At 47.9% G+C, this 24765-nt stretch carries 25 protein-coding genes; 8 read left to right on the top strand and 17 right to left on the bottom strand.

Annotated features, from left to right (window positions below):
* Positions 1–9 precede the first annotated feature (9 nt).
* The 6 genes from ACTTJF_RS05915 to ACTTJF_RS05890 all read right to left on the bottom strand — a co-directional run bounded on the left by ACTTJF_RS05915 (position 10) and on the right by ACTTJF_RS05890 (position 5294).
* Positions 10–438, bottom strand: coding sequence for an ecotin family protein (locus ACTTJF_RS05915; protein WP_442551173.1), 429 nt, complete (start codon positions 436–438; stop codon positions 10–12).
* On the bottom strand, positions 435–1757 hold the full coding sequence (locus ACTTJF_RS05910; protein ID WP_442551199.1) for a UDP-glucose dehydrogenase family protein: 1323 nt from the start codon (positions 1755–1757) through the stop codon (positions 435–437). The genes ACTTJF_RS05915 and ACTTJF_RS05910 overlap by 4 nt, the downstream gene beginning before the upstream one ends.
* Positions 1754–2740: a UDP-glucose 4-epimerase GalE gene (gene galE / locus ACTTJF_RS05905; RefSeq protein ID WP_442551172.1), complete on the bottom strand. Its 987-nt coding sequence runs from the start codon at positions 2738–2740 to the stop codon at positions 1754–1756. The genes ACTTJF_RS05910 and galE overlap by 4 nt, the downstream gene beginning before the upstream one ends.
* Positions 2741–2788: 48 nt before the next feature.
* Complete coding sequence (locus ACTTJF_RS05900; protein WP_442551171.1) at positions 2789–3016, bottom strand: excalibur calcium-binding domain-containing protein; 228 nt, start codon at positions 3014–3016, stop codon at positions 2789–2791.
* A gap of 311 nt (positions 3017–3327) precedes the next feature.
* The gene (locus tag ACTTJF_RS05895; protein ID WP_442551170.1) at positions 3328–4239 is read right to left on the bottom strand and encodes a DNA ligase; all 912 of its coding nucleotides are present in this window, start codon (positions 4237–4239) and stop codon (positions 3328–3330) included.
* Positions 4236–5294, bottom strand: a complete 1059-nt coding sequence (locus tag ACTTJF_RS05890) for an NAD-dependent epimerase (RefSeq protein WP_442551169.1) — start codon at positions 5292–5294, stop codon at positions 4236–4238. The genes ACTTJF_RS05895 and ACTTJF_RS05890 overlap by 4 nt, the downstream gene beginning before the upstream one ends.
* A gap of 220 nt (positions 5295–5514) precedes the next feature.
* Between ACTTJF_RS05890 and ACTTJF_RS05885 the strand changes: the two genes are divergently transcribed.
* A complete protein-coding gene (locus tag ACTTJF_RS05885) occupies positions 5515–6837 on the top strand; it encodes a DUF1565 domain-containing protein (protein ID WP_442551168.1) in 1323 nt (440 codons plus the stop codon).
* 288 nt (positions 6838–7125) lie between these two features.
* Here ACTTJF_RS05885 and ACTTJF_RS05880 read toward each other — a convergent pair whose 3' ends face one another.
* On the bottom strand, positions 7126–8043 hold the full coding sequence (locus tag ACTTJF_RS05880) for a 3'-5' exonuclease (RefSeq protein ID WP_442551167.1): 918 nt from the start codon (positions 8041–8043) through the stop codon (positions 7126–7128).
* A 63-nt stretch (positions 8044–8106) separates the two neighbouring features.
* Between ACTTJF_RS05880 and waaC the strand changes: the two genes are divergently transcribed.
* From waaC to rfaQ, 4 genes are read left to right on the top strand one after another with little or no spacing between them, the layout of a single operon-like run.
* Complete coding sequence (waaC, locus tag ACTTJF_RS05875; protein ID WP_442551166.1) at positions 8107–9093, top strand: lipopolysaccharide heptosyltransferase I; 987 nt, start codon at positions 8107–8109, stop codon at positions 9091–9093.
* Positions 9086–9979 (top strand): lipid A biosynthesis lauroyl acyltransferase, encoded by an 894-nt coding sequence (locus ACTTJF_RS05870; protein ID WP_442551165.1) that lies wholly within the window; start codon positions 9086–9088, stop codon positions 9977–9979. The genes waaC and ACTTJF_RS05870 overlap by 8 nt, the downstream gene beginning before the upstream one ends.
* Complete coding sequence (locus tag ACTTJF_RS05865; protein WP_442551164.1) at positions 9973–10746, top strand: glycosyltransferase family 2 protein; 774 nt, start codon at positions 9973–9975, stop codon at positions 10744–10746. The genes ACTTJF_RS05870 and ACTTJF_RS05865 overlap by 7 nt, the downstream gene beginning before the upstream one ends.
* Positions 10743–11831, top strand: coding sequence for a putative lipopolysaccharide heptosyltransferase III (gene rfaQ, locus ACTTJF_RS05860; RefSeq protein WP_442551163.1), 1089 nt, complete (start codon positions 10743–10745; stop codon positions 11829–11831). The genes ACTTJF_RS05865 and rfaQ overlap by 4 nt, the downstream gene beginning before the upstream one ends.
* A 198-nt stretch (positions 11832–12029) precedes the next feature.
* Here the strand turns inward: rfaQ and ACTTJF_RS05855 are convergent, their stop codons facing one another.
* The 4 genes from ACTTJF_RS05855 to ACTTJF_RS05840 all read right to left on the bottom strand — a co-directional run bounded on the left by ACTTJF_RS05855 (position 12030) and on the right by ACTTJF_RS05840 (position 15508).
* On the bottom strand, positions 12030–12467 hold the full coding sequence (locus tag ACTTJF_RS05855; RefSeq protein ID WP_442551162.1) for a hypothetical protein: 438 nt from the start codon (positions 12465–12467) through the stop codon (positions 12030–12032).
* 47 nt (positions 12468–12514) lie between these two features.
* Positions 12515–13273, bottom strand: a complete 759-nt coding sequence (locus ACTTJF_RS05850) for a hypothetical protein (protein WP_442551161.1) — start codon at positions 13271–13273, stop codon at positions 12515–12517.
* A 149-nt stretch (positions 13274–13422) separates the two neighbouring features.
* Positions 13423–14181, bottom strand: coding sequence for a polysaccharide deacetylase family protein (locus ACTTJF_RS05845; protein ID WP_442551160.1), 759 nt, complete (start codon positions 14179–14181; stop codon positions 13423–13425).
* Complete coding sequence (locus ACTTJF_RS05840) at positions 14171–15508, bottom strand: hypothetical protein (protein WP_442551158.1); 1338 nt, start codon at positions 15506–15508, stop codon at positions 14171–14173. The genes ACTTJF_RS05845 and ACTTJF_RS05840 overlap by 11 nt, the downstream gene beginning before the upstream one ends.
* A gap of 162 nt (positions 15509–15670) precedes the next feature.
* Between ACTTJF_RS05840 and ACTTJF_RS05835 the strand changes: the two genes are divergently transcribed.
* Positions 15671–16957: a glycosyltransferase family 9 protein gene (locus tag ACTTJF_RS05835; protein ID WP_442551157.1), complete on the top strand. Its 1287-nt coding sequence runs from the start codon at positions 15671–15673 to the stop codon at positions 16955–16957.
* Here the strand turns inward: ACTTJF_RS05835 and ACTTJF_RS05830 are convergent.
* The 4 genes from ACTTJF_RS05830 to ACTTJF_RS05815 are packed head-to-tail and all read right to left on the bottom strand — an operon-like array spanning position 16905 to position 21130.
* Entirely contained in the window at positions 16905–18092 is a 1188-nt protein-coding gene (locus ACTTJF_RS05830) for a glycosyltransferase family 4 protein (RefSeq protein WP_442551156.1), read from the bottom strand. The genes ACTTJF_RS05835 and ACTTJF_RS05830 overlap by 53 nt on opposite strands.
* A complete protein-coding gene (locus tag ACTTJF_RS05825) occupies positions 18089–19162 on the bottom strand; it encodes a glycosyltransferase family 9 protein (RefSeq protein WP_442551155.1) in 1074 nt (357 codons plus the stop codon). Before ACTTJF_RS05825 ends, ACTTJF_RS05830 begins: the two co-directional genes overlap by 4 nt.
* Positions 19149–20201 carry a glycosyltransferase family 4 protein gene (locus tag ACTTJF_RS05820; protein WP_442551154.1) on the bottom strand — a complete coding sequence of 351 codons (1053 nt, stop codon included), beginning with the start codon at positions 20199–20201 and terminating at the stop codon, positions 19149–19151. Before ACTTJF_RS05820 ends, ACTTJF_RS05825 begins: the two co-directional genes overlap by 14 nt.
* Complete coding sequence (locus ACTTJF_RS05815) at positions 20198–21130, bottom strand: glycosyltransferase family 9 protein (protein WP_442551153.1); 933 nt, start codon at positions 21128–21130, stop codon at positions 20198–20200. Before ACTTJF_RS05815 ends, ACTTJF_RS05820 begins: the two co-directional genes overlap by 4 nt.
* Positions 21131–21263: 133 nt before the next feature.
* On the opposite strand from ACTTJF_RS05815, the gene ACTTJF_RS05810 reads away from it, so the two are divergent.
* A complete protein-coding gene (locus ACTTJF_RS05810) occupies positions 21264–22295 on the top strand; it encodes a glycosyltransferase family 4 protein (protein ID WP_442551152.1) in 1032 nt (343 codons plus the stop codon).
* Positions 22279–23460 carry a glycosyltransferase family 9 protein gene (locus ACTTJF_RS05805; protein ID WP_442551151.1) on the top strand — a complete coding sequence of 394 codons (1182 nt, stop codon included), beginning with the start codon at positions 22279–22281 and terminating at the stop codon, positions 23458–23460. Before ACTTJF_RS05810 ends, ACTTJF_RS05805 begins: the two co-directional genes overlap by 17 nt.
* A 248-nt stretch (positions 23461–23708) precedes the next feature.
* On the opposite strand, the gene ACTTJF_RS05800 is transcribed toward ACTTJF_RS05805, so the two are convergent.
* A complete protein-coding gene (locus ACTTJF_RS05800; protein WP_002951954.1) occupies positions 23709–24017 on the bottom strand; it encodes a YolD-like family protein in 309 nt (102 codons plus the stop codon).
* The coding region (locus ACTTJF_RS05795; RefSeq protein ID WP_442551150.1) for a DinB/UmuC family translesion DNA polymerase at positions 24010–24765 on the bottom strand (756 nt) is incomplete at its 5' end. The genes ACTTJF_RS05800 and ACTTJF_RS05795, both read right to left, overlap by 8 nt.

The raw sequence follows: 24765 nt of genomic DNA, 5'->3' as shown, positions 1-24765 counted from the left end.
TTTTCCTTTTTAATTTTTTTTTGATTCTATCTTTTTTACGCGCTCATACACTCTTATTTCCGCGCCTACGCCTTGCGGAGTTATGATTTTAATAGGGCTAACGCCCGGTAAAATTTGAGTGAGTTCATAATAAACCCGCCTCTTTTTCTTTCCGTCCTTGCAGAGCATCATCGTTTGCGCTAGCTCGTCGCCGCCGCTAAATTCGTAATAAATCCCGCGCGCGTCCTCTTTTTCCTCGATCTTTCCGCCGAGCAAAAAGGCAAAGTTGCAGTCGGTTTTCATTTCTTTAAAAAACGCAACTTCGTATTTAAAATAATCAGGCGGCATCTTTGAGATAGGTAGCTCAAAAATATTTTCCTTGGTTTTTGCCGCGTTTTCGCCCGCCAAAAGCGCAAACGGCAGCACGCAAGCCGCGATAAAAAGTAAAATTTTCCTCATGATTTCACTCCTATTTGGAAATACTTAAAGCCTAAATTTGCCAGATTTTTGGCGTCGTATTGATTGCGCCCGTCAAAGATCACGGCGTTTTTTAGCCGCTGTTTCATCTCCATAAAATCAGGCGACCTAAACTCGCTCCACTCGGTCACGAGCGCGAGCGCGTCGGCTCCGTTTAACGCGTCGTATTTGTTTGGGGCGAATTTTAAATTTGAGTTAGGTAGATATTTTTTGGCTTCGTTTGCGGCTTTTGGATCGTAGGCGACGACGTTTGCGCCCGCGTTTTCTAGCGATTTTATGAGCACTAGCGAGCTAGCCTCGCGCATATCGTCTGTGTTTGGTTTAAACGCTAGCCCCCAAATCGCCACCGTTTTGCCGCTCAAATTTCCGCCGAAAAATGCTGAAATTTTTTCAAAAAGCACCGTTTTTTGCGCCGCGTTTCTAGCCTCTACCGCGCTTAAAACCTGCGGCTCAAAGCCATTTTGTCTAGCGGTGTAGATGAGCGCCTCGACGTCCTTTGGAAAGCAACTGCCGCCGTATCCGCAGCCAGGATAGATGAAGCTATAGCCGATGCGAGAGTCGCTGCCGATGCCTTTTCGCACCAAATTTACGTCCGCTCCCACGCGCTCGCAGATACCCGCGATCTCGTTTATAAAGCTGATTTTAGTCGCTAGCATCGCGTTTGCGGCGTATTTGGTCATCTCGGCCGATTTTACGTCCATAGCGATAAATCTATCGTGATTTTTCATAAACGGCGCGTAAAGCTCGCGCATGACGCTTTGCCCCCACTCACTGCTAGCGCCCACTACTACGCGATCGGGCTTTAAAAAGTCCTCGACCGCCGCGCCCTCTTTTAAAAACTCGGGGTTGGAGACGACCTCAAATTTGACGTCCAGGTTTCTTTTTTTTAGTTCGCTAGCGATCACTTCGCTAACCTTCTCCGCAGTGCCCACGGGGACGGTTGATTTATCCACGACGATTAGCGGCGAGGTCAAATTTTGTCCGATGCTTTTTGCGACCTCTAGCACGTAGCGCAGATCAGCCTGCCCGTCCGCGCCCATAGGCGTGCCCACTGCGATAAATAGCACGCTAGCGTGTGCCAAGGCCTCTTTTATATCGACGCTAAATTTGAGCGCGCCGTTTGCCCTGCACTCCGCCACGATCTCTCCAAGGCCTGGCTCATAAATCGGTATAACGCCGTTATTTAGCGCGTTTATCTTGGCTTCGTCCACGTCCACACATATGACGTCGTTGCCCATTTTGGCTAGGCACGCGCCGCTAACGAGCCCCACGTAGCCAGCGCCTACGACTGCGATCCTCACGACCTTTTCTCCCACTCAAGCGCGGTTTTTATGATGAGCGCTAGATCCTCTCTTTTAGGCCGCCAGTTGGTTAAATTTCTTATCTTTTCTGGCTTTGCGATGAGGCGCGCTGGATCGCCCTGTCTGCGAGGCGCGTTAATAACCTTAAAATCAACCCCGCTTACTTTTTTAGCCGTTTCTATAACCTCTTTTACGCTAAAGCCGCGGCCGTAGCCGACGTTAAAGGTCTCGCTTTTTTCATGCTCGTTTAGATACTCCAGCGCGCTTAGATGCGCGTCGGCTAGGTCGCTCACGTGGATGTAGTCCCTCACGCAGGTGCCGTCTGCGGTCGGATAGTCGCTACCGAAAATTCCCATGCTTTCGCGTTTGCCCAGAGCCGTCTGCGTCGCGACTTTGATTAGGTGCGTGGCGTTTGGATAGTTTTGCCCGATGAGCCCCTCTTCGTCGGCGCCCGCGACGTTAAAGTACCGTAAAATCGCAAATTTGAAATTTTCATTTGAAGCGGCGTAGTCTTTGATGATCCACTCGCTCATTAGCTTGCTTCGGCCGTAGGGATTTATCGGATTTGCCGCGGTTTGCTCATCGACCTCGCCGATCTCGGGCTCGCCGTAAACCGCTGCCGTGGAGCTAAAGATAAATTTATTTACGCCGTACTCTTTGCAATAGGTCAAAATTTTAGCGACATTTGCGGTGTTGTTTAGGTAGTATTTTAGCGGCTCTTGCGTGCTTTCGAAAACCTCGATAAATGCGGCAAAATGGATAATCGCGTCAAATTTGCCCTCCGCAAAAATCCCGCTTAAATCATCTTCCAAATTTGCCTTTACGAACTTAAATTTACCGATTTTCTCAAGCGCGTCAAGCGCCTTTGTAGTGCCTTTGCAGAGATTATCCACGACCGTTATCTCGTGCCCGCCTTGCTTTAAAAGCGCCTTTAGCACGTGAGAGCCGATGTAGCCGGCTCCGCCTGTTATTAAAATTTTCATCGTGATTCCTATATTATGATTTACGAATATATTGCATTACGTGTGATTTTATTGAATTATTATTTTTTTATCACAAAATTGTCTTTCGCATGGTATGCCGTCATTATCGCCGTCTGTTCTTTGAGTGCCGCCGTCCTCGTATCTTCCGCATTTTTTTAGGTACTCTTTTGCTTCTGCGCAACTACTAAAATGACTGCAATGCGTTTTTTTATTGCAATCAATCGCTGTACCAAAAGCAAAACTTGCGACCATTAAACTAAGCAAAACATATTTCATAATTTTCTCCTTAAAAGATGAGCGATTCTAGATAGCTTCGGTATTATATGTAGATTAAACTTATAGAAAACTTTTGCAGCAATGCGTCTGTGAAATTTACCCAAGAGAGCCACAGCTGCGTAAAACGAGCGATTTTTGACGCAACTGTTTCAAATAGTAGAAAAAGAATTAACTCGGCTTGACGGGCAATGTTTTACAAAACACGAGAAAAGCAAGCGTTAAATTTAGCCGCCATACCGCGCGCCGAGCGTAAATTTACGGCACCGACCTCAAAGCGACCAAGCGGGCAAATTTGCCCGAAACGGCCGAATTTAATCCTCTCTAACCCGCAAAAACACGGGAAACCTCGGCAACCCTTTCGCGGTTAAATTTTGATATTTATAGGTTATTATCGAGCCGATTTTAGGCGGGTTTGCGCGCTCTTCGTCGCTAAAGCCCGAGCCAATCTTAAATTTTACTCCGCTAGCAATTTGTTCGTCGGAGTTTGAGCCCGCAGCGCCAAGCGCCTTGCAGGTTACCGAGCCCATAAGCCCGGCGTATTTGCCCGCGCCCGCGTTTACCGCCGTCACCTCGCACTCGGCGTCTTTAAATTTTTTATATTTCAGCGCGTTTTTGCTTCGTTTTCGCTCATAGGGCGCATTTGGTTCTCGCGCGACCGCACCCTCGCCGCCTTTTGCGACGATATGCTTGGCAAACGCCTCAAATTCGGCGTTATCTTTTACTTTTACCTGCTTGATTATCTTTAAATTTTGCCCGGCTTGCGGGTTCTTTGCGATAAATTTTTCTAGCTCGCTAAGCCGCTCTAAAAGTCCGCCTACGGCCTCAGGTACGTCGAAAACGTAAAATTTAACCTCGCTCCACGCCGCGACGCTGGGCATTTTATCCATCACGATCGATTGGATTTTTTCAAATTCGCCCCGCGCCGTGTAAAGCTCGCCGTCGAGCGCAAATGGCGGAAAATGCGCGCTCCAAGCCTCTGGCGCGGCTAAAATTTTACCGTTTCGTGAACGCAAATTTCGCCCGTCCCAGTAGGCACGCACGCCGTCAAGCTTCTCGCTAGCTAGCCAGCCGCCGACGTTTTGGCCTTTGTATTCGCTAAGTTTTAAAAGCTCAAATTTATCTTTTTTAGCGGCATCTGCGCTCGCTGCATTGCTTAGATTTTCGCCCTGCGCCGCCAAAGCAAAATTTAAAAAGACAGCCAGCAAGAGCGCGAAAAATCTCAAATTTTAACCCCGTAAAACTCACAGTACCACTCGATAAACCTAGCCACCCCGTCATTTACGCTAGTTGAGGGCTTATACTCAAAGTCCGCCACCAGATCGCTCACGTCCGCAAAGGTCGCAGGCACGTCGCCGGCTTGCAGCGGGAGGAAGTTTTTTTCTATCTCGCGGCCGATTTTTAGCTCGACGGCCTTGATGTAGTCCATGAGCTCGACGGGGCTATTATTGCCGATATTATAGACCTTAAACGGCGCGCTTGAGGTGGCAGGATCCGGATGCTTCGCGTCCCACGCGGGATTTGGCTTGGCAGGGTTATCGACGCATTTTATAATGCCCTTTACGATGTCGTCCACGTAGGTAAAGTCGCGCTTCATCTTGCCGTAGTTAAAGACGTCGATTTTCTTGCCTTTTAGCGCGGCGTCTACGAACAAAAACAGCGCCATATCAGGGCGTCCCCACGGACCGTAAACGGTGAAAAATCGCAGCCCCGTAGTCGGTACGCCAAATAGATGCGAATACGTATGCGCCATCATTTCGTTGCTTTTTTTAGTCGCGGCGTAGAGGCTGATCGGGTGATTTACCCCTTCGTGCGTAGAAAACGGCATATTTTCGTTTAGACCGTAGACCGAGCTAGAGCTTGCGTAGACTAGATTTTTAGTTTGGTTGTGGCGGCAACATTCAAGGATGTTCATAAAGCCCGTGATGTTGCTGTCGATGTAGGCTTGCGGGTTTATTAGCGAGTAGCGAACGCCCGCCTGCGCGGCCAAATTTACGACGCAGTCGAATTTCTCTTTCTCAAAAAGCTCTTTCATCGTCTTGGTATCGGCTAGATCGGCCTTTATAAATTTTAAATTAGGCTGCGTTTTTGAGCTTATCAGCTTGCCTTGCTCGATCTCGCTTGTCTCAAAGCCCGCCGTTTTTAGGCGCGCGAGCTTTAAATTTACGTCGTAGTAGTCGTTTATCACGTCGTATCCGACGACCTCGTTGCCTCTTTTTGCAAGGGCGTTTGCCAAATGAAATCCGATAAATCCCGCCGTTCCAGTTACTAAAATTTTCATGTTTTTTCCTTTGTGATTTGACGTTATTTTAGCACAATCTCATTTATTTCGCCGTTAGCCTGCGCGCCGGAAAGTAAAATTTGAACAAATTTGCGCGACCTTGGGGTCAAATTTGACGTTTAAACTTGCAAATTTACGTAGCAATTCTTAAATAAACTTTTAATTTTTTTACTATTTTACTGCTATAATCAACTAGTCAAATTTACACGAGGAGACGACGATGCCTAGTATCAAAAAAGCCGCTCTGCCTTGCCTTTTTAGTGCATTTGCCCTGCTCGGACACGCAGCCGAGCTCTACGTCTCAAAAGACCTGGGCGACAACGCAAACGCGGGCACCAAAGAAGCGCCACTAAAAAACATCGAAAAAGCCGCCCAGATAGCCCAAGAAGGAGATAAAATTTACGTCGCCGAGGGCAACTACTACGGGCTAAGAGACAAGGGCTTTATCCTCATAAAAAAGCCCGTCGAGATCTACGGTGGCTACTCCAAGGACTTCGCCGCGCGCGATGTTTTAAAGTATCAAACACGCATCATGCCGCCTGCGTCCGTTAACGGCACGGGCTCGTCAAATCCGCTAGTCGAGCTAGACGTCGTCGCAGCGCCCGGAGAGAGGCTCGTTTTGGACGGCATTATCTTTGACAAGGGCGACTCAAACGCCTATGATCCAAGCAGAGGCAAGCCAAGAGGTGTGGAAACGGGTATGCTAGTCCTCCCGCCCGGAGTCGGTCAAAACGGCAAGACTACAAACGTCATTACGGCCGCCAAGCCGCTTTTGGGCGGTAAATTTTTAGGTGGCGGCGAGCTTGCGATACGAAACAGCGTCTTTAGCAACGGCAACAACTCAGCGGTGAGACTAGGCGCTCACGGCGAGGTAAATATCGCAAACAACGTCTTTGTCGCAAACGCTATCAGCGCCTGCGAAATTTGGGGCGCGAAAAATCAAGCCGATGCCGTCAAAATCGACTTTAACTACAACACCATGCTTTTTACGTGGCCGCGAACGGCCGACTTTGGCGATGGCGGCCAAGGCTTTAAGGTCATGACCAAAGCCGACGTCGTCATCCGCCGCAACATCATCGGTCTCTCGGCCTTTGCGGCGATAGAACGCGCCCGCATCGATAGCTCCTTAGCTATGGAAAAAGGGCGAAAAGTGCGCGTAAACGACAACCGCTTTTTCCTCAACAAAAAAGCCGACGTCATCCTGCCGGGGCTCGGACTCTTCGAGACGATATTCGCCAAGGATTTTGCAGACGTGGAGCTCTTTGACGAGGCGAGCGGCAACGCGGAGCTAATAGACGACAAATCGCTCAGAAAAGCCGTAAATAAGGCGTACTTGGAGGGATTTTTGGACGCTTCGTACAAAGAAAGCGTGGATTACGATCCAAATTTGTTCGAAAACGAGCTAAGAAGGGTATTTGGGATAAATCAGACTGCAAGAGGACAAAGCGAAATCTCTATGTTTGGCAACAAATATCCGCTAAAAGACGCAGTTAAGCTCTTTGGCGCGGTCGAAGGCTACGGCGCGCAGGAGATAAAGTACTAAACTAGCGGGTTTTTGTCGGAAATTTAGCGGCTTGTTTTTACGTCGCCATTGCGTCAAATTTGATTTAATCGCGGCAAATTTTACGGCACCGCATTGCGCGCCTATCGTTAAATTTGACGCCATGCGTTTTTGCAAATTTTAAACCGCTTACAAAATGAAATTCGCCGAGCAAACGCGAGCCTACTCAGCACCAAAGCGCGCCAAATTTGACCGCGCCCGCAAAACAACAGCGCGTATGGTAAATTTGCCGAGCTCTCAGCCGTTTAGCTCGCCGAATTTAAAAATCCATCACTGCTCGTCTAAATTTATCTCGGGCATATTTTCTTCGGTGTAATACTCCTCCACCCCGGCCTGCTCGTCGTCGTCATTGAGCTCGGGCTCATCCTCGTAGTTTTGCGTTTCAAGGCGCACGAGTTCGCGATCGACCGCCTCGCAGAATACCGGCGTATAGCCCATCTGCGCACAGTTTGCCGCGAGCCACTCGCTCATCACCGAGATGTCGTCCGCGTAATCATCAAGCGTCAAATTTCCGCGCAAAAGCTCGTATTTTAGGAAAAGCCAGTAGGTGTTTAGCACGTCGCTTTCGCAGTATTCGTTGATCTTGTCGATTTTGCCGTCAAAAAACAGCTCCATCACCTGATCGCCGTGCACGTCGTATTTGCCGGGCAAATTTAAGCTCGCGCAAAGAGTATCGAGCTTTAGCCCGCGCACGGAGCCAAACTCGCTCACGTGATCGAGCAGATCGAAGTGAAATTTGCCGCTATACCTGTCGCGGTAGTTGCCGTCCCATTTGCCTTTACCAAGCTCCTTGTTTTCGACCTCGTAAAAGCTCGGAAACGAGACGTTGTACCTCATCGCGCGAGTTAAAATCATCGGCAGATCAAAGCCTCGCCCGTTAAAGCTCACCAGGCGCGGGTTGTGCGAGTTTACGAAACCGATAAATTTATTTAGGATTTCGCGCTCGTTTGCGCCCTTCATCGTGCTTACGCGCAAAAATTTACCGTATTCGTCCGCCATCACCGCAGAGATCGCCACGACGCGGTGAAACATCACGGGCAAAAACTCGCTTCCGCTCGCTGCCTTTTGCGCGGCAAACGCCTGCCTCGCCACCTCCGCGTCGCTTCCCTCAAAGCCGTCAATTTTACGCAAAAGCGCGGTATCGGGCACCGTCTCGCAGTCAAAAACACAGATATAATTTTTAGCCATTTCAAACCTTTTTTAGCTATTTTTGCCTAAAATGATAGCTAAAAATCTTTATAAAAGCGATAAATGAATAAAAACCCAGCCCCAAACATCGCCGTTATCAAGCTCTCCGCCTTGGGCGATATCGTCCATGCGGCGACCGTGCTGCAGTTTATCAAAAAGCACTTGCCGCAAGCCAAAATAACGTGGTTTGCCGACGCTAAATTTAGCGAGATTTTGTTTCTTTGCCCGCAAATTTCGCGCGTCGTGTCGCTGCCGCTAAAAAATGGCGAATACAAAAAAAGTTTGGAGCTGATAGCCTCTGCTAAGCAAGAGGGCAAATTTGACTACATCATCGATCTGCAAGGGCTGATCAAATCTGCCGCGGTTGCGAAGCTCCTTGGCAAAAACAGTTACGGATTTGATAAATTTAGCGCCAAAGAACCGCTTGCGGCGCTATTTTACAGACATAAATTTAGCTGCGACTACGGCGAAAATATCATCTTGCGAAATTTAAAACTTACGGCTTTTGCCTTAGGCTTTAGTTTTAGCGAGGATGAAATTTTAGCCAAACAGCCTTGTTTTAACGCTTTGCAAAGTAAATCGCAAAGCCCAAAAAAGAAAATTTTGATAGCGCCCTTTGCTAGCGAGCCGAGTAAAATTTACGATAAATTTGGAGACGTTATCGCTCTGCTAGACGAGCCGCAAAATGAAATTTTCGTCTGCTTTAACGGCGAAAACGAGGAAAAAAAAGCTCTAAATTTGATCAAAAACTCAAACGCAAAACCGCTAAATTTGAGCCTAAAAGAGCTCGTAAATTTTATCTCGTCCTGCGACCTTGTTATCGGCAACGATAGCGGCGTAACGCATATCGCTTGGGCGCAAAATCGCCCCTCTATCACGCTTTTTGGTAACCGCCCCGCAGAGCGAAACGCCTTTGCTAGCCCCGTAAATTTAACGCTAGACGCGGGCAAAAAAATAGACGCGAAAAAGATAGATAAAAGCGACTTTTGCGTGCGAGATATCGCGCCGCAGGCTATCGCAAACGCGGCAAAAAGGCTACTTGATGCGTGATTTATTTTACCTTTGGCTTTATAGATTTTTTAAATTTATCTTTACCGTTACGCCCGCGTTTTTGCTGGATCCTTTTTTAAATTTCATCGCGTTTTTGTTTTATAAATTTGACGCCAAACACACCAAAATCATCAGGGCAAATCTAAATTTCGCTTATGCTGGCGAGCTCACGGCCGCGCAAAAAGAGCAGATCGTAAAAAACACATACCGCAACTACGCCAAATTTGCGGTAAATTTTATAAAAAATCAAAACGCGAGCAAGGAAAAAATCCTAGAAAAAGTCGAATTTAAAAACGAGCAAATCTTTCAAAACGCACTTGCTTCGGGTCGCCCGATCATCGTGCAAACGGCGCACTACGGGCAGTGGGAGCTCTTTTCTCTAGCGATGGCGGCGAAATTCGGCGGCGTTAGCATCGTCGGACGCGCTCTTGATAGCGCGGTCATGCAGCGCATTTTGGCGGCAAACCGCACCCGCTTTGATATCGAGCTAATCGATAAAATGGGCGGCGCCAAGCAAATTTTAAAAGCGGTTAAGGCGCGCCGACTAGTGGGCATCCTAGTCGATCAAAACACCGCCAAAGAGGAAGGCGTAGAGGTAAAGTTTTTCGGACAAAAAGTCCTGCATACGCCTGCAGTTAGCATCTTTGCGCAAAAAACCGACGCGCTCATCGTGCCGGCCTTTATCCGCGAAAAAGGGCGCAACCTCAGCGAAATTTGCTTTTTTCCGCCGATTGATGTTAGGGATTTTGACAAAGACGGCGCCGTGCTAAAGGCAACGCAAGCTCAATCAGACGCTACCGAGGCCGCCGTACGCGAGAAGCCGGACGAGTACTTTTGGTTTCACAAACGATTTAAGCATTTTAACGAGGAAATTTATAAATGCTAAGCGTAGTTATCCTCACGCTTAATAGCGAAAAATACCTCGCCGAGGTGCTAAAAAGCTGCGAATTTGCAGACGAAGTCGTCGTGGTCGATAGCGGCTCTACCGACGCGACGGAGCAAATTTGCTCTGGGTTTAAAAACGTCAAATTTCACAAGCAAAAATGGCTGGGATTTAGCGCGCAAAAGCAGCTGGGCGTGGATCTAGCGCGTAATCGCTGGATTTTCGTGCTAGATAGCGACGAGGTGATTTTAGAGCCGCTGAGAGAGGAAATTTTGCAGGTTTTGCAGCGCCCCGAGTTTTGCGCATACGAGGTGGCGCGCGCAAATATATTTTTCGGCAAAGAAGTGCGCACGATGGGGCTTTACCCGGACTACACGGTTAGGCTGTTTGACAAGATGCAGGCGGAATTTGACGGGCGCGAAATACACGAAAAGGTCGTTTTAAAAAGCGCGGCAAATACAGGCGAACAAATCCAAGCAGACGCCGCAAAAGACGCAAATCTAACCGCCCAAAAAAATGAAATCGGCAGGCTAAAAAACCGCTTCAAACACTACGCCTACGACAGCATCGAGCAGTTTATCGCTAAGCAAAATCGCTATTCGAGCCTTGGCGCAAAGAGCGCAAAATCAAGTAAATTTAAGGCCGTTTTAAATCCCGCATGGACGTTTTTTAAGCTATTTTTCCTAAAAGGCGGCTGGCGCGAGGGCTGGCGCGGCTACGTGATAGCAAGGCTTTATGCGCAATACACATTTTGGAAGTACGTAAAATGAAAGATAAAAAAATCAAAATCCTAGTTATGAAATTTAGAAACATCGGCGACGTGCTACTCACGACTCCGCTCATCGAAAACCTGCGCCGCATCTACCCTGACGCGCAGATAGATTTCGCGCTAAACAAGGGCACCGAGGCGATGATCGAGGGCAACCCGAACGTCCAAAACATCCACATCTACGACCGCGCAAATATAAAAGAGGTCGGCTTTTTTAAACAACTTTGGCGCGAGCTAAAGTTTATCCGCGCGATCAAAAAGCAAAAATACGACATCGCCGTGCAGACCACGACGGGCGACCGCGGCATCATCGTCGCAAAATACGCCAAGATAAAAACCATCGTGGGCTTTGAGGGCAAAAACAAAGCCGTAAATAAAATAATCACGCACAAAGCCCCTAAAATAGGTGGCCTGCGCCACACCGTGGATAGAAACCTAGACGCCCTGGCCGCGCTAGGACTCGAGCCTAGCGGCAAACGAGTGAGCGTGTATTTTGATCCGGACTGCATCAGCCATCTAAATTTACCGCCTAAATTTATCCACGTGCACCTAACTAGCCGCTGGATGTTTAAGTGCGCTGACGACGAAACTATGGCGCATATCATCGACTTTTGCGAAGGACTGGGCGTGCGCGTAGTGCTGACGGCCGATAACAACGACGCCGAGCTAAAAAAGCTAGACGACGTGCTGGCGCTGTGCTCCTCTAGCCCAGTAAATCTAGGCGGCAAACTCACCCTAAAGCAGACCGCCGCTCTATCAAAGCGCTCCGCGATGTTTATCGGCGTGGATACGGCAATCATGCACCTAGCCGCGGCCAACGACGTGCCCGTGATCGCGCTGTTTGGGCCTAGCGGGGCGTTTGAGTGGGGTCCGTGGGATAACGATCTAAACGAAAACGGCTACACGCAGCGCAACGGCAACCAAACTATGGGCAAGCACGCGGTATTTCAAAAGGACTGGGACTTCGTGCCGTGCGACAAAGAGGGGATGATAAAGCACGGCGTGGAGCGAACGCTGATGAGATTTGAGGGCGAGGAGCTAGAGGCGATAAAGAGCAAAATCAGGGAAAATTTGGGCCAAAGCTAAGCAGGCTTTGTAAAATTCGGCCGCTTTGGCTAAATTTTACGGGCAAATTTGAGCCGCGAGAGGTAAGTTTGGCCTCTTCGGTTAAATTTGACGATCAAATTTATCGGCTTGGCTTTTGTAGGGTCAAATTTGGCTTGAACGCTAGCCGTCAAATTTGAACTTCTTGATTTTATAAATTTGGGCGCTTAAATTTGACGCCTAAGCCTTCTTTTCGTTAAACATGTATGAGATCACGAAAATGAGCAAACAAACGGGCGCGAACGCAAATGCAAACGCCACGCTCCAGCCGGCGGCACGCTCTCCCCAAAAATATCCCTCCGCCAAGCACGCCAAAAACCCGCCGTAAAAAGCGCCGAGCGATAAATTTTCTACCGTAAAAAGTAGCAGACTAAGATTTGGATTTTTTATAAACAGCTTGCTTGGCTTAAAATTTTTATACCTTTTGAGCAGATACCAAAGCAGCACGCAAGCCAAAATCGCAAATATTGCTACAAAAACAGCAATCCTTAGCGCGCCCTCAAAAGGCAAAACCGCCAAAATCAAAGCCGCTGCCCACCAAGCGAGCAAGAAAACTATCGGCACCGCCAGCAAGTATCTCGCCGTCCTGTGAAATTTATACCTTTGTTCTGCGTTCATCGGTCTTAAGTCCCTTAAATTTTTTAACAAAATTCATATTAGAGAATTTAGCGCATCTCTATATCTCTACCGCCCAAATAATATTCTTCCAGCGGATAATTTATATTGCCGCAGTTATCAAATTTAAAACCTTTCCCAATACCGACTACGGCATTTTTTCTCTCTTTATAGTATTTCTTCACGATAATAAAATTTTCTCTCGTATCGTACAGATACTCCGAATGGTTAAATTGCATATAATTGCCGTTAAATATAGCGAATTTATCAAGGAGCAAAGTGCCAGTAACATCATTCTCGCTACCATCTATTCCAACTATCGGTCTATCAAATCCAACGCTCGTATCTTTCAAATTTATTTTTAGATATTTCTTTGGATCGGTTTTTTTAGCCTTTAACTCTTTCATCAGTATCTGCTCGGTCGTTTTTCCCTCTTGATAATATTTTTCTAATACTTCAAAACAATTCGATAAGTTTATATTTTCTAGTTCATAGTATGCAACCTCGTATCTACTATGCCAAAAACTACCGTAGGTTTTAAATTTATAATCGTCAATCATCCAATCTAGTTTTATATCATAATCTAAATACGCTCCTGCTACTTTTTTATACAGCTCCTCTTTGGGTAAAATTCTGTCCTCTTTTAGGCAGTATCCTTGCTTGTATTTATTGTAATCAGGGAGAGAAACGACGGCGAAGCCTCGTGAAGTGGAAAAATCGGGAATTATTCGAATAAATGCGGCGCCAAGTATCGCCACTAGAAGTAGCGCCGCGGCTATGATTTTAAATTTAAATTTGAGAAATTTCATAATGGGTCCTTTAAATACCGCCGGCAAAGCAAACGCACACCTCGCCGACGAGCGAAATTACGCCCGCTACTTCGTGCCTTTCAAATTTGGGCCAAATTTTAGCTAGGTACGTCGAAATACCCAAATTTGACTCAAATTTATGGCAAATTTTACTTCTTTATCTTCGAGTATATCCCGCCCAAAATGTCGTTTTGATAGATAAAAAGCGTGCGTTTTAGCCACGTGGCGTCCTTTTTGGCGGCGATACGCTTGATGGCCGACAGGTCGCCGTCGGGCCTGTTTATGCCTCGCTGCGTCGTGAAAAACGCCTCGTAACCCGCCTGCCTAGCTAGACGGATCAAATTTTCGTCGTATTTGCCGCGCGGCCAGCATAAAAGTTTATCTTCTATGCCCAAATTTGCGCGCATAAACTCGCGGCACCGAGCGAAATTTTCCTCAGGCGGGAGCGCGCCGAAATACTCGTCAAAATGCGTATGCGTATGCGAGTGAAAGTCAAAAACGTCCCGCATCGCAGCTATCTCGTCAAGACTCAAAAATACGTCCTGCGGACGCTGGGGTGCTGCTTTTTTGTATTCGGAGTGAGTTAGCTCGATAAACTCGCCCCGCCGCAGGCTCGCGCGCTCGATCCACTGCGTCACTAAAAATATCGTCGCCCGCAGCCCAAACTCGCGCAAGACCGGGTAGGCGTAGACGTAGTTGTCCTTCCAACCGTCGTCAAAGGTGATGAGGACGCTTTTTTTAGGCACGGCTAGCTCGCCCTTTTTATAGGCGATAAATTTGCTCATCGTGAGCGTTTTATAGCCCGCCTCGGCGAGAAATCTCATCTGCGAGGCAAAATCCTCTACGCTAGAGGCGATAAATCCGCCCTTTTTTAAAACATGATGATACATCAAAACGCTAACGCTCAACGCCGCCTCCTTTAGCTCCCGTCCGCGCAACTAGAAAGACGAAAAATCCGAGCATATAAAACATATAAAGTATGCGTAAATTTATCGCCTCAAACAGCCCGCGAACGCCGAAATAACACACTAACGAGATAAAAATCGCCGCAAAAAGCAGCTCGCGCGAGCGCAAAAAATGCCTAAACGCATACGCCAAAAGCGAGATAAAACCGCCCAGTAGCAGCGCCGTGCCGACCGCGCCGTAGTAGTAGTAATGCCCGATAAAAAACGGCTCGTCGTTAAACCAGTACCGCTCGCCGTTTGACCTCGTCTGCATCATCGAGATATGTGCGCCTTTGTCTGCCTCGCCCCGCAAAAATGCGTCGTACTGCTCCTTGCCGTATCCAAGCCCGGTTAGCGCGCGCGGACTAGCAAAAAGTAGCGGCAAGCGCTCCTTTAAAATCAAATCGCGTCCCGAGCTAAAGCTAAGTCCCGCAAGGCGCTCTCTCATGCTCTCGTTTTCGAGATTTGCCTCGCTCACTATCCCGATCTGCAAAAATTTATACATCGCAGTAGGCGAGCTCAAAACCGCCGCCGACGCGCCCGCGACGCAAACGGCAAAAATAACGGCAAAGAGTTTAAATTTACGCTTCACCTCGCCGCCTAAGATATACAAACAAAAACCAAACATAATAAAACAAGCCAGCATCGCTCCCCAGCTACCCCTAACGCCGCTCAAAATATCAAGCCCTACGGCCGCCAGACAAAGCGCGCCGCACGAAACTCGCGCCCAAAGCCGCCTAAAGATAAAAACTCCCGCCAGCGCAAAAGGCAAAAATCTATCCACGTAGTCCGCGTACGCTCGGCGCACGACTCGCGAGTCAAATTCGCCCGCGCTGCCAAGCCTCTCAAACTCGCTAAAAAGCGGCGCGGCGTAATAAACGCTGATAACCGCAAAGGCCGCTATCAGCGCGTAAAAAAATAATTTTGCTTGAGCGGTCTCGCCGTTTGCCACGACGTAGACGATGAGCAAAAAAGCAAATCCGCGCCCAAACTCGCCCGCAGCGTTGCCCAGCGAATCAAACTGCGGCGCGTAGGGAAAGGCCGAGATCAAAAACGCGTAAAAGGTAAATGCGATAAGGCAAAACGCGGGCGAGCGAGAAAAGCTAAAATTTACCCCGACCCTTGCGACAAATCGCGTCCTATCGGTAAAATAAAGCCAGATCGCGCATACGAGCGCAAGGTAAAGCGAGATGTTTTTCGCCGCCGTCATACGCGGAACGTGTTCGCAAGCGATAAAAACGCAAACGAGGTATAAAGCGGCGTTTTGTAGGCGGTTTTGTAGCTTCGTCATTTTCTCCCTTAAATTTAAAATGCCCATTATATCGATAAAATCATTAAAATCCAGTAAGCGGTTTTGGGCCAAATTTTCACTCTCGCTCGCTCAAAAATGTCCGTAAATTTATAAATTTATGCTAAATTTAGGCTAAATTTTTATAGAATAAAGGCCTAAATTTTGATATATTTTCTCATATATTTACTGATTTACCCATATCTTTTTGCGATGAAAAAGCTAAAATTTAAAGGCGAAAAAGGCAGAATTTTACTCATACAAACCGCTAAAATCGGCGACTACGCAAACTCGACCGTGATCTTTGAAAAGCTGAGCAAATTTGATGTGCTAATCGACGAGATAAATCTAGCCTTTGCAAAACACGACCGGCGAATAGAAAAAATATTTACGATAAACGACGTAAAACGCAAAAAAGCCTCCAAACTAGGACTCGCGCTCGAGCTTTTTTCGCGCGGCTACGATAGCGTCTACGTGCTGATGCCAAACAGCCTAAATCTCTTTTTGGCACGCTGCACGCTAGCTAAAAACATCGTCGCCGTGCATCACTACGCAGCCTCCAGCGACTTTGGCTTACTCGCGCTCGGTATGCAAAAAGTGCCACATACCCTAAATGATCTCACGCTACTAACCTACCTAAAAACGCTCGGCATTAGCGAGCTAAAATATGAAAAATGCTTGCAACAACCGCTCTTTATCCCACGTGAAAATATCGTAAAAAGCGGCAAATTTAAGATCGGCGTGAGCCTAAGCGCGGGCAATAAAATGAAAACGCCGCCAAAACATATTTGGGAAAAAATATTTGAAATTTTCGCTAAATTTGACTGCGAGGTTTACATTTTCGGCGTCGGCGAGGAGGCGGCACTGCTAAAAAACCTGCTCGCGGAAAATGCGGACGAAAAGCAGGTAAAGAATCTAAGCGAGAGGCAAATTTGCGCGGATTTGGCTAGCGATACGAGCGAAATTTGCAGCAGTTTTAAAAATGCAAACGAAGAGCATACAAAAGCTCAAATTTGCAGCCAAAACAGCACTAGCGGCGGGTCAAATTTTAGCTCGCAAATTTGCGATACTTACGTGAAAAGATTCGGCGAAAACGAGCTAAAAATCATCTCCTTAGTCGACAAAATCGACCTTGAGGAGTTGCCGTTTTATCTCTCGCAGATGCAGCTTTACGCAAGCTCGGATACCGGCAACTACTACGTCGCAGATAGCGTTTGCACACCCACGATCTGCCTGATGGGGCCTTGTTTTGCCAGCGAGCAAAGAGGCGTCGCCGACTCGCTCGTGATAAACTCGCATTTGCCACCCGTTAGCTCCGTGTTTAAAACCGTGCGGGATATCGACGCGAGCGCATTTTTCGATCTTAGCGAGCAAAATCTCGCAGACATCGAGGCCTTCGTCAAAGTTCGCTATATATCCTTTCTATCCCGCGAAGATAATTTTCTATGCTAAATGCCTTTATAACGGTATCGTCAGGGTTTTTTGAGGCTGGCCTACGCAAGCTCTCAAAGCAGGCTAAAAGCGCATCCGAGCTTCTTTGAACTATAAAAAAATCTTGTTTTTTCGAGGAGATTTCATAAATCTCCCTTATGACGGCGATGTCCGAATACACCACGCCAAGCCCGCAGCCAAGCGCCTCGATGACGACTCTGGGCAGTCCCTCGTCGCTGGAAAATCCAAGCACGTAGTCGCACTCGGCGTAAATCTCGTCCATCTTGGTAACAAAGCCCAGATACTCGGCCTTGTTTGATTTTATCAGCGCGTCAAATTTGGCTTTAGCGCCCGCTTTTAACTCGCCCCCACCGGCAAAATAGACCTTTACATCGCTTCTTTTTAGTCCAGCAAGCGCGTCAAAAACAAGCTCGTGCCCCTTTAGCGTCAAGAAATTTGCCGGCATTACGATATTTATTTTTTCGGCGTCAAATTTGTCTTTTAGAGCGGCGCTTTTATCATCGCCGCTATTTTTTGAATTTGTCTGCGAGAGGCTTAAATTTTCGCTCGTTTCAGGCTTTTCCGGCTTCAAAATAGGCGCCTTGACGGGATTATAAACCACGTTTTTAGGCATTTTTATCTGCGCGGCGTAAAATTCGTAAGTAGCGTTTGAAACGCAAACGGGCGTAAATTTTAGCCGCTTTAAAATTTCAAGCTTAAAGGGCTCGACGGGCGAGTTTTTACGCAGGTGCTGCACTGCCGCGATATTTAGGGCGTTTGCGGCGGCGATGTAGGCGATATTGGTTGAAAAGTGATTATTTAGATGAAGGATATCGGGGCGTACCTGCCGCAGCAAGCAAAGCGCGTAGTCGTAGTCTTTTTTATAGAGGTATTTTGCTAAAATTTGACCGCCTAGCGCGCGCAAAAGCTCTTTTTTTAGCTTTGAGGGTTGCTTTTTGGGCTCAAATTTTATAAATTTAGCCCCGACTTCTTCGATGATTTGCGAGATTTTACGTCCACCCGCCTTGTAATCAGTCTCAAAAAACGCGCAAAGCTCGTATTTTTGCTGCGCGCCAAGCCCACGCAAAAGATACAAAAAACTCTTCGTCCCGCCGCCGTATTCGCGCCCCGTATCGACGAACAAAATCTTTTTCAAATCATTTCCTTTAGCATCCCCCAGACCTCATCCGCGCCTATTTGCAGCATGCACTCCTGAAATTTGCAGTTTTTGCCGACGCAAGGCGAACAGGTGCGCGGCTTTTTGATAAATTTATGGATATTTTCGTCAAAATCCGGATTTGAGTTCACGGGCGAGGCGACGGCAAAAAGCCCGATCGTAGGCGTCTTTAGCGCGGCTGCGACGTGCAGCGGGCCGGTGTCTGGCGTCACTAGCAGATCAAGCCTAGCTATCAGCGCGGCAGCCTCCCTCAGGCTAAGCTTACCCGCCGCATTTATCACGCGCGGGTTCTTTAGCGCGTCTTCTAGTTGCGCGGTCATCGCTCGCTCGGCGGGACTGCCCGTTAGTACGATAACGGCGTCCGTGCGCTCTAAAATCATCTCCGCCAGCTCCCGCCAACGCTGCCAAAACCACTGCCTGGAAACCGTGCTAGCCCCCATCTGAAAGCCGATAAATTTGCGTTTGCCGTCTTTTTTTAGCATTTCATCGACGCGGGTAAAGTCCTCGTCTCGCAAATATAAATTTAACCTCGTGTCGCGACTCTCGATGCCTACGAATTTAAGCTGCTCGAGGCGGTTTAGCACGACGTATCGCTCATCTCCGTAAGGCTCCGGCGCGTTTGAGTGAAAGGGGCTAAATTTACTGCCCGCATTGGGTAGTTTAAAGACGTATTTGGCCCCGCTTAAAACTGCTAGCGGCGTGGCCTCGGGCTCGTTTGAGTGCAGGATAAAGATGGCGTCCGGCTTTAGCTTTTTTAGCTGCGATAAAGCGCGCAAAAAGCCGCCTTTTTTGCCGTCGTAAAGCAAAATTTCATCGATATTCGGATCGGTTTTAAAAAGCGGTGCGGTAGATGTATTTAGTAGTGCGACGGTGCGTACGTGCGGGAAATTTTGCCGAAAAACGCGAAAAACGGGCGTGTTAAAAATCGTATCGCCAAGCGCGGTGTTGCTAAAAAAACAGACCGTTTGTATGGGCTGCGTAACCAGCTGCGTTTTGCGCACGCTTTTAAAGCGCAAAATGAGCCGCGCCACGCTCTCAAAGAGCTTCATACATCGCTTCCGTCTGCGCAACCATCGTCTCTATCGAGAAGTTTCGCACGATAAATTCCCTCGCGTTCGCGCTAAATTTCGCCCGAAGCGCCGCGTCTTCTATCAGCGTTTTTAAGGCCGCTTTGAGCGATTCTTTATCGCCATTTTTAAACAAAAGTCCCGTTTTGCCGCTACTTATCGCCTCGCCGATGCCGCCCGCATCGCTACCGATGCAAGGCACCCCGCACGACTGCGCTTCAAGCAGCGCAGTGCCCAGCGCCTCCATCTTTGAAGGTAGCACAAAAACGTCAAAACTGCCCAAAAACTCGCTCACGTTGGTGCGAGAGCCTAGCATGTAGATATTTGGCGTTTTTATTTTTTTTAGATTTTCCTCCTGCGGACCGTCGCCGACCACGACCAGAGCGGCATTTGGTAGATTTAGATCGCTAAAAGCTTCAAATAATAGCTGATGATTTTTCGCCGCGCGCAAGACCGCCACAATACCCACTACAACGCAGTCTGCGCTCAAATTTAGCTCCGCTTTTATGTTTTTCGTAAAATTTGGATTAAACCGCGCCGTATCCACGCCTGTATAGATAACGTCTATCAAATTTCCACGCACGCCCTGCGAGACGAGCTGGGATTTTACGGCATTTGAGACGGCTACAATTTTATCGTTTACGTTGTAGCTAAACGCCGATCTAATCGGCGTTTGTAGGTGTCTGGTGCGTACTACTTTAGCGCCCGTTAGCTTTGCGACGATCGCGCCGATGTTGCCGTCCTTGCCCGAGTGCGTGGCGATGATAGAGATATTTTTTTCGCGCACGAAACGGCAAATTTTAAAAATTTCAAAAATATTATAAACCTTGCTTAGGTTAAATTCCACAAACTCGCAATCAATAGGCTTTTCAAAGCTTTTTGAGCCGGGATTTAGCGCGTAAAATACCTTAAATTTATCCTTGTTTAGTCCGTTTATGACGCGCTGTGTGCGGTGCTCCTGCCCGCCGAAACCCAGCGAGCTTTCAAGCTCTAGGATGTTGATTTTATCTGTTTTTTTCATATATTTTTGACCGCCTCGTAGATTTCCTCGTCCACGACGTCCTGCGCCCTTTTGCTAGCGCTTTGCAGCACGGTGCACGGCGCGCCGCCGTAAATGGGAGCCCAGCGAGCGGCGTCCGTTTTGCCAAGCACGAGCACCGTTTTTACCCCAAGTGCCGGTGCTAGGTGCGCTACGCCGCCATCAAGCGTGAGGACGAATTTAGCCGCCCAGATGTAGCCTGCAAGTTCATCTAGGCTCGCAGTCGAGGCAAACTCCACGCCCGCCTCTTGCGCTACTTTTTCGCCAAATTTTACGTCCTCTGCGCTAACGGCGACGCGTCCGAAATTTTGCTTTAAAAATCCCAAAATCCGTAAAATTTTAGCCTCGTCCATGCGGTTTTGCTCCACCCTCGAGGATACGTGAAAAAATACAAAATCCTTAAATTTCTCGCTTTTAAAGCTAGGTACGTAAAGCATCTTTTCCCCGTCAAATTTCGCTCCCAGCGGCGCTACTAGCTCGCAGCAAAGTAGCACCTCGTGAGGCGGCGGATTAAAACTTAGTTTATGCGTTATTAATGACCCGCCCTCGTTTTGCTTTGCCGCTCCTACGGTCGTTTTAGCTGCGGCGGCTCTGGCAAATATCGCGGCAGATGGCGAATAGGCGCTTCTAAAAATCACGGTTGCATCGTATCTTTCTCGGCGAATTTGAAGCAAAATTTTACATTTCCCCCAAAACGCCCGCACCTTTGCCGCTGCTCCTTTTACGTGCTTTGGTTTAGTGTAGATATATATTTTGTTTAAAAATGGATTGCCGCGAACGACGCATGCGTTTAGGCTATTTACCGCGATATCGATCTGTGCATGCGGATGAGCCTTTCGCAGCGCTTCTATCGAGGGCGTCGTGCAGATGAGATCGCCGATGTTATCGTTTCTAACGAGCAAAATTTTCACGATTTTCCTTTTTTTGCGCGATTATACCTATTTTACGCTTATACTTATTTACGCCCTCATCCATAGCCCGCTGGGCATAACCTAAAATTCATCAAAAAACTTATAAAATACCGCTAAATTTTAAAAGGCGAACATGAAAAAAATAGTATTTTTAAGGCTCGATTTGGATGCTATCGGCGGGGCGCAGAGATATCTCTCGCGGCTCGTTAAAGCTCTAAAAGATTCGGGCGTTGCGTGCGAGACGCGCAGATTTAACGGTAGCAAAAAGCTAAGCTCGTGGATCAAAGCCCTGCTTTTTAACTCGCAAGCAAAGCGGCAAAAGAGCGCGGACGAGATTTATTTTAGCTTAGAGCGCGTCACCTGCGCCGACATCTACCGCGCGGGTGACGGCGTGCACAAAGTCTATATGAAAACCAAACCGTTTTGGTTCACAAACCCCCTAAATTTCGTCATTCCCTACCTTGAAAAGCGAACTTTTAAAAATGCAAAAAAAATCATCGCCAACTCAAATTTCATAAAGCGTCAAATTTGCGAGACCTACGGCATCGTCCCTGAAAAGATCGCAGTCGTCTATAACGGCGTAAATTTGCCTACGCGCGTGCAAAAAGGCTCGGCAAAGCTCGCTCTTTGCGAGGAGTTCGGGCTTGATTTTCACCTGCCGACGCTGCTATTTGTAGGAAGCGGCTTTAAACGCAAGGGCGCGGAGGAGTTTTTACGCATCGCGGCTCGCCTAAAAACCCGCGTAAACTGCCTGATCGTCGGCCGCGACAAAAACGCCGCCCGCTACAAAAATCTAGCCAAGGAACTTGGCCTAAACGCCGTATTTACGGGCGCACAAAAAAGCGCGGCGAGATTTTACGAAGGCAGCGAGCTGTTTTTGTTTCCGACGGCGTACGAGCCGTTTTCAAACGTCGTTTTAGAGGCGCTTAGCTACGGCTGCGTCGCTATCACGACCGCTCAAAACGGCGCGGCGGAGATACTACCGGGGGAATTTGTGATGAGCTCGCCGCAAGACTACGACATCTGCGCTCTGATCGACGAGATCCTAAACGACGACGAGCGGCTAGCAATGCTACAAGAGCGAAATTTGGCGCTTGCTAGCGAGTTTAGCATCGAAAAAAACGCGAACGCTACGCTGGAGATCATACGTGCGAATCTTGATTGAGCTGCCGACCTGGCTGGGCGACGCCGTGATGGCAAGCGCCGCGGTGGAGGCCATCGCAAAGCACGCGGCGTTTGGCGCGGGAAATTTGACGGGCAAATTTGAGGACCTGGGCGAGCGAGACTTTAGCTTTTTATCGCAAAATTTCGGCTCGGTAACGCAAGAAATTCAAATTTTTAAAAACGATACGCCAAATTTGGACGGTAAATTTGAAGCTGACCGCGGCGCAAATTTGACGGCAAACGCGCAAGAAAATCAAAATCCGCAAAATTTAAAAAAAGAGGCACGAGAGCCCGTCAAAATCGTATTTTTCGGCTCGTTTGCGGCGTGCGAGCTTTTTAAGGCTCACCCAAACTGCGAGCGCGTCATCGTTGATGGCAGCAAAAAGGCTAAATTTAGGCTCTGGCGGCTATTTTGGCAGGCTAGAAATCTCGGCAAATTTGACGCGGCGTTTAGCTTTAGAAGCTCGTTTGCGAGTAAAATTTTGCTTTTAGGAGCGCGGGCGGGGCGAAAATTTATTTTCCAAAAGAACAACGATAGCGCGCATCAGGTGCAAAAATACCTAAAATTCGTCAAATCGGCGCTAAATTTAAAACGGGCGGACGACGAGCTGAAGCTTTACTTTGAGCCGCGTAAATTTGACGCGCCCGTACTCGGGCTAAATCCCGGCGCTAGCTACGGAAGCGCCAAACGCTGGTATCCGGCCTACTTCGCGCAGGTAGCGCTGCACTTTAAAGATAAATTTAAGATTATGATTTTTGGCGGCGCGGGCGAGCGGGATATATGCGAGCAGATCGAGCGAATTTTACGCGAAAATGGCGCGGAGTGCGAAAATCTAGTGGGCAAAACGAGCGTGCGCGAGCTTTGCGAAAATATCGGCGGCATAGGGCAAAGCGGCGGGATATTCGTCACGAACGACAGCGGCCCGATGCATATCGCCGCGGCCTACAAGACGCCTACGATCGCGCTTTTTGGGCCGACGAGATTTACGCAGACCTGTCCGTGGCGCAACGAAAACGCCCGTATCCTGCGCCTAAATTTAGCGTGCATGCCGTGCATGAAGCGCGTCTGTCCGCTAAAAACCCACGCCTGCATGAAAGATCTCTCGCCGCAAGCGGTTATAGAAACGATAGAGCGAGAATTTATCTCCAAAACGGTAAAAAACTAGAAATTTTAGCGCGTAGCTTTTCTAAAGCAACCACAGACAAACAAAAGCCACGCCGCGCATAATGGCTTTTACAAACGGCACGCGATCAAATTTAACGCACACAAAGCTAGCATTTTAGATAGCGCAAGGCCGCCTAAGCAAGGCAAATTTTACTAAACCGATTTTTAGCCGTCAAGAAAAGCGCGGGCAAAGTAAAATTTGTGCCGTCCACAGCGTCTCGCGCACCGCAAAACGACCAAAATCCCGACTCACAAAACAACCTCAACCGCGTAAATATCGTCAAATTTAACTCTCGTTTTTACCACAGTTAGGCTTTTATCCATCAAATTTACGTTTGAGACCAGTCCCTCTATGCTCACGTAGCCTTGCCCGTCGTGATACGTGATTTTTACCTTGTCGGCGGGCTTTAGTTTGCTTATTTTATTTAGGATTTCTTCTATCTTTGACTCGTCTAGGTCTAGCTTTTCGCTCTTTTCTCGCTCCTGCGCTTTTAGGGCTTTTTCTAGAGTAGAGAGGGGATTAAACGAGCTAAAGATTTTGGCTCTGTCCTTATTCACCGCTTTTGTGCCCTCCTATCTTTTTATTTCTATCTCGTCCGGTAGCTTCGGGTAGCAGGTCGATAGCCCTTAGGATGGAGTTTTTGCCGTATTTTTCTTTTATCTTATTTAGTGTTTTTAGCACCGTTTTTTCTTTTGTATTCTCTTCTTCAAAGAGGCTTCTTTCGGTTTTGCTTTCCTTTACGACGTCGTTTGCCGATATGCCGATTTGCCTGATGAGGCCTGCGTTTTTTATCTTTTTTAGATATAGCTCCTGCGCTGCGTCCATGAGTACGCTAGCGATATTGCTAGGGGTTTTAAACCTTACCGTGGCTCTTTGCGTAGGTTCGTTTTTATCGGTGAATTTGATATTTATCGTGAGCCCGCTGGCTCGCACTTCCTCGTTTATCATCTTTAGGGCTAGCCTATCGGTCATCTCTTTTAGCACGATTAGAGCCTCCAGTCTCTCGTAGTCTCTGGGTAAAATTTCAGAGCTAAAGTATGATTTGGTTGATGGCTTATAGGCCTTGATATCAGCTATGGTGGTGGGCTCGATGCCGTTTGCGTGATCTAGCGCGATATAGGCGTCGATGCCAAACACTCTTTCTAGCAGACTAAATGGCGCGTTTGCCATATCCTTCATACAAAATATCCCGTATCTTTCAAGCTTTGCTCTAGTTTGCTTGCCTATACGCCAAAAATCATTTAGCGGCTGATGCGTCCAGAGCTTTTCTTTATAGAGCGCTTCGTCTAAAAAGGCGATATTATC

The organism is Campylobacter sp., assembly GCF_052170435.1.
Taxonomy (GTDB): domain Bacteria; phylum Campylobacterota; class Campylobacteria; order Campylobacterales; family Campylobacteraceae; genus Campylobacter_A.
Note: the sequence above shows the minus strand (reverse complement) of the source record. Positions and strands in the feature narration are given on the sequence as shown.

Coding starts and splice junctions, on each gene's coding strand:
- ACTTJF_RS05915 (WP_442551173.1), bottom strand. CDS start 438: ATGAGGAAAATTTTACTTTTTATCGCGGCTTGCGTGCTGCCGTTTGCG.
- galE (WP_442551172.1), bottom strand. CDS start 2,740: ATGAAAATTTTAATAACAGGCGGAGCCGGCTACATCGGCTCTCACGTG.
- ACTTJF_RS05900 (WP_442551171.1), bottom strand. CDS start 3,016: ATGAAATATGTTTTGCTTAGTTTAATGGTCGCAAGTTTTGCTTTTGGT.
- ACTTJF_RS05890 (WP_442551169.1), bottom strand. CDS start 5,294: ATGAAAATTTTAGTAACTGGAACGGCGGGATTTATCGGATTTCATTTG.
- ACTTJF_RS05885 (WP_442551168.1), top strand. CDS start 5,515: ATGCCTAGTATCAAAAAAGCCGCTCTGCCTTGCCTTTTTAGTGCATTT.
- ACTTJF_RS05880 (WP_442551167.1), bottom strand. CDS start 8,043: ATGGCTAAAAATTATATCTGTGTTTTTGACTGCGAGACGGTGCCCGAT.
- waaC (WP_442551166.1), top strand. CDS start 8,107: ATGAATAAAAACCCAGCCCCAAACATCGCCGTTATCAAGCTCTCCGCC.
- ACTTJF_RS05870 (WP_442551165.1), top strand. CDS start 9,086: ATGCGTGATTTATTTTACCTTTGGCTTTATAGATTTTTTAAATTTATC.
- ACTTJF_RS05865 (WP_442551164.1), top strand. CDS start 9,973: ATGCTAAGCGTAGTTATCCTCACGCTTAATAGCGAAAAATACCTCGCC.
- rfaQ (WP_442551163.1), top strand. CDS start 10,743: ATGAAAGATAAAAAAATCAAAATCCTAGTTATGAAATTTAGAAACATC.
- ACTTJF_RS05855 (WP_442551162.1), bottom strand. CDS start 12,467: ATGAACGCAGAACAAAGGTATAAATTTCACAGGACGGCGAGATACTTG.
- ACTTJF_RS05850 (WP_442551161.1), bottom strand. CDS start 13,273: ATGAAATTTCTCAAATTTAAATTTAAAATCATAGCCGCGGCGCTACTT.
- ACTTJF_RS05840 (WP_442551158.1), bottom strand. CDS start 15,508: ATGACGAAGCTACAAAACCGCCTACAAAACGCCGCTTTATACCTCGTT.
- ACTTJF_RS05825 (WP_442551155.1), bottom strand. CDS start 19,162: ATGAAGCTCTTTGAGAGCGTGGCGCGGCTCATTTTGCGCTTTAAAAGC.
- ACTTJF_RS05820 (WP_442551154.1), bottom strand. CDS start 20,201: ATGAAAAAAACAGATAAAATCAACATCCTAGAGCTTGAAAGCTCGCTG.
- ACTTJF_RS05810 (WP_442551152.1), top strand. CDS start 21,264: ATGAAAAAAATAGTATTTTTAAGGCTCGATTTGGATGCTATCGGCGGG.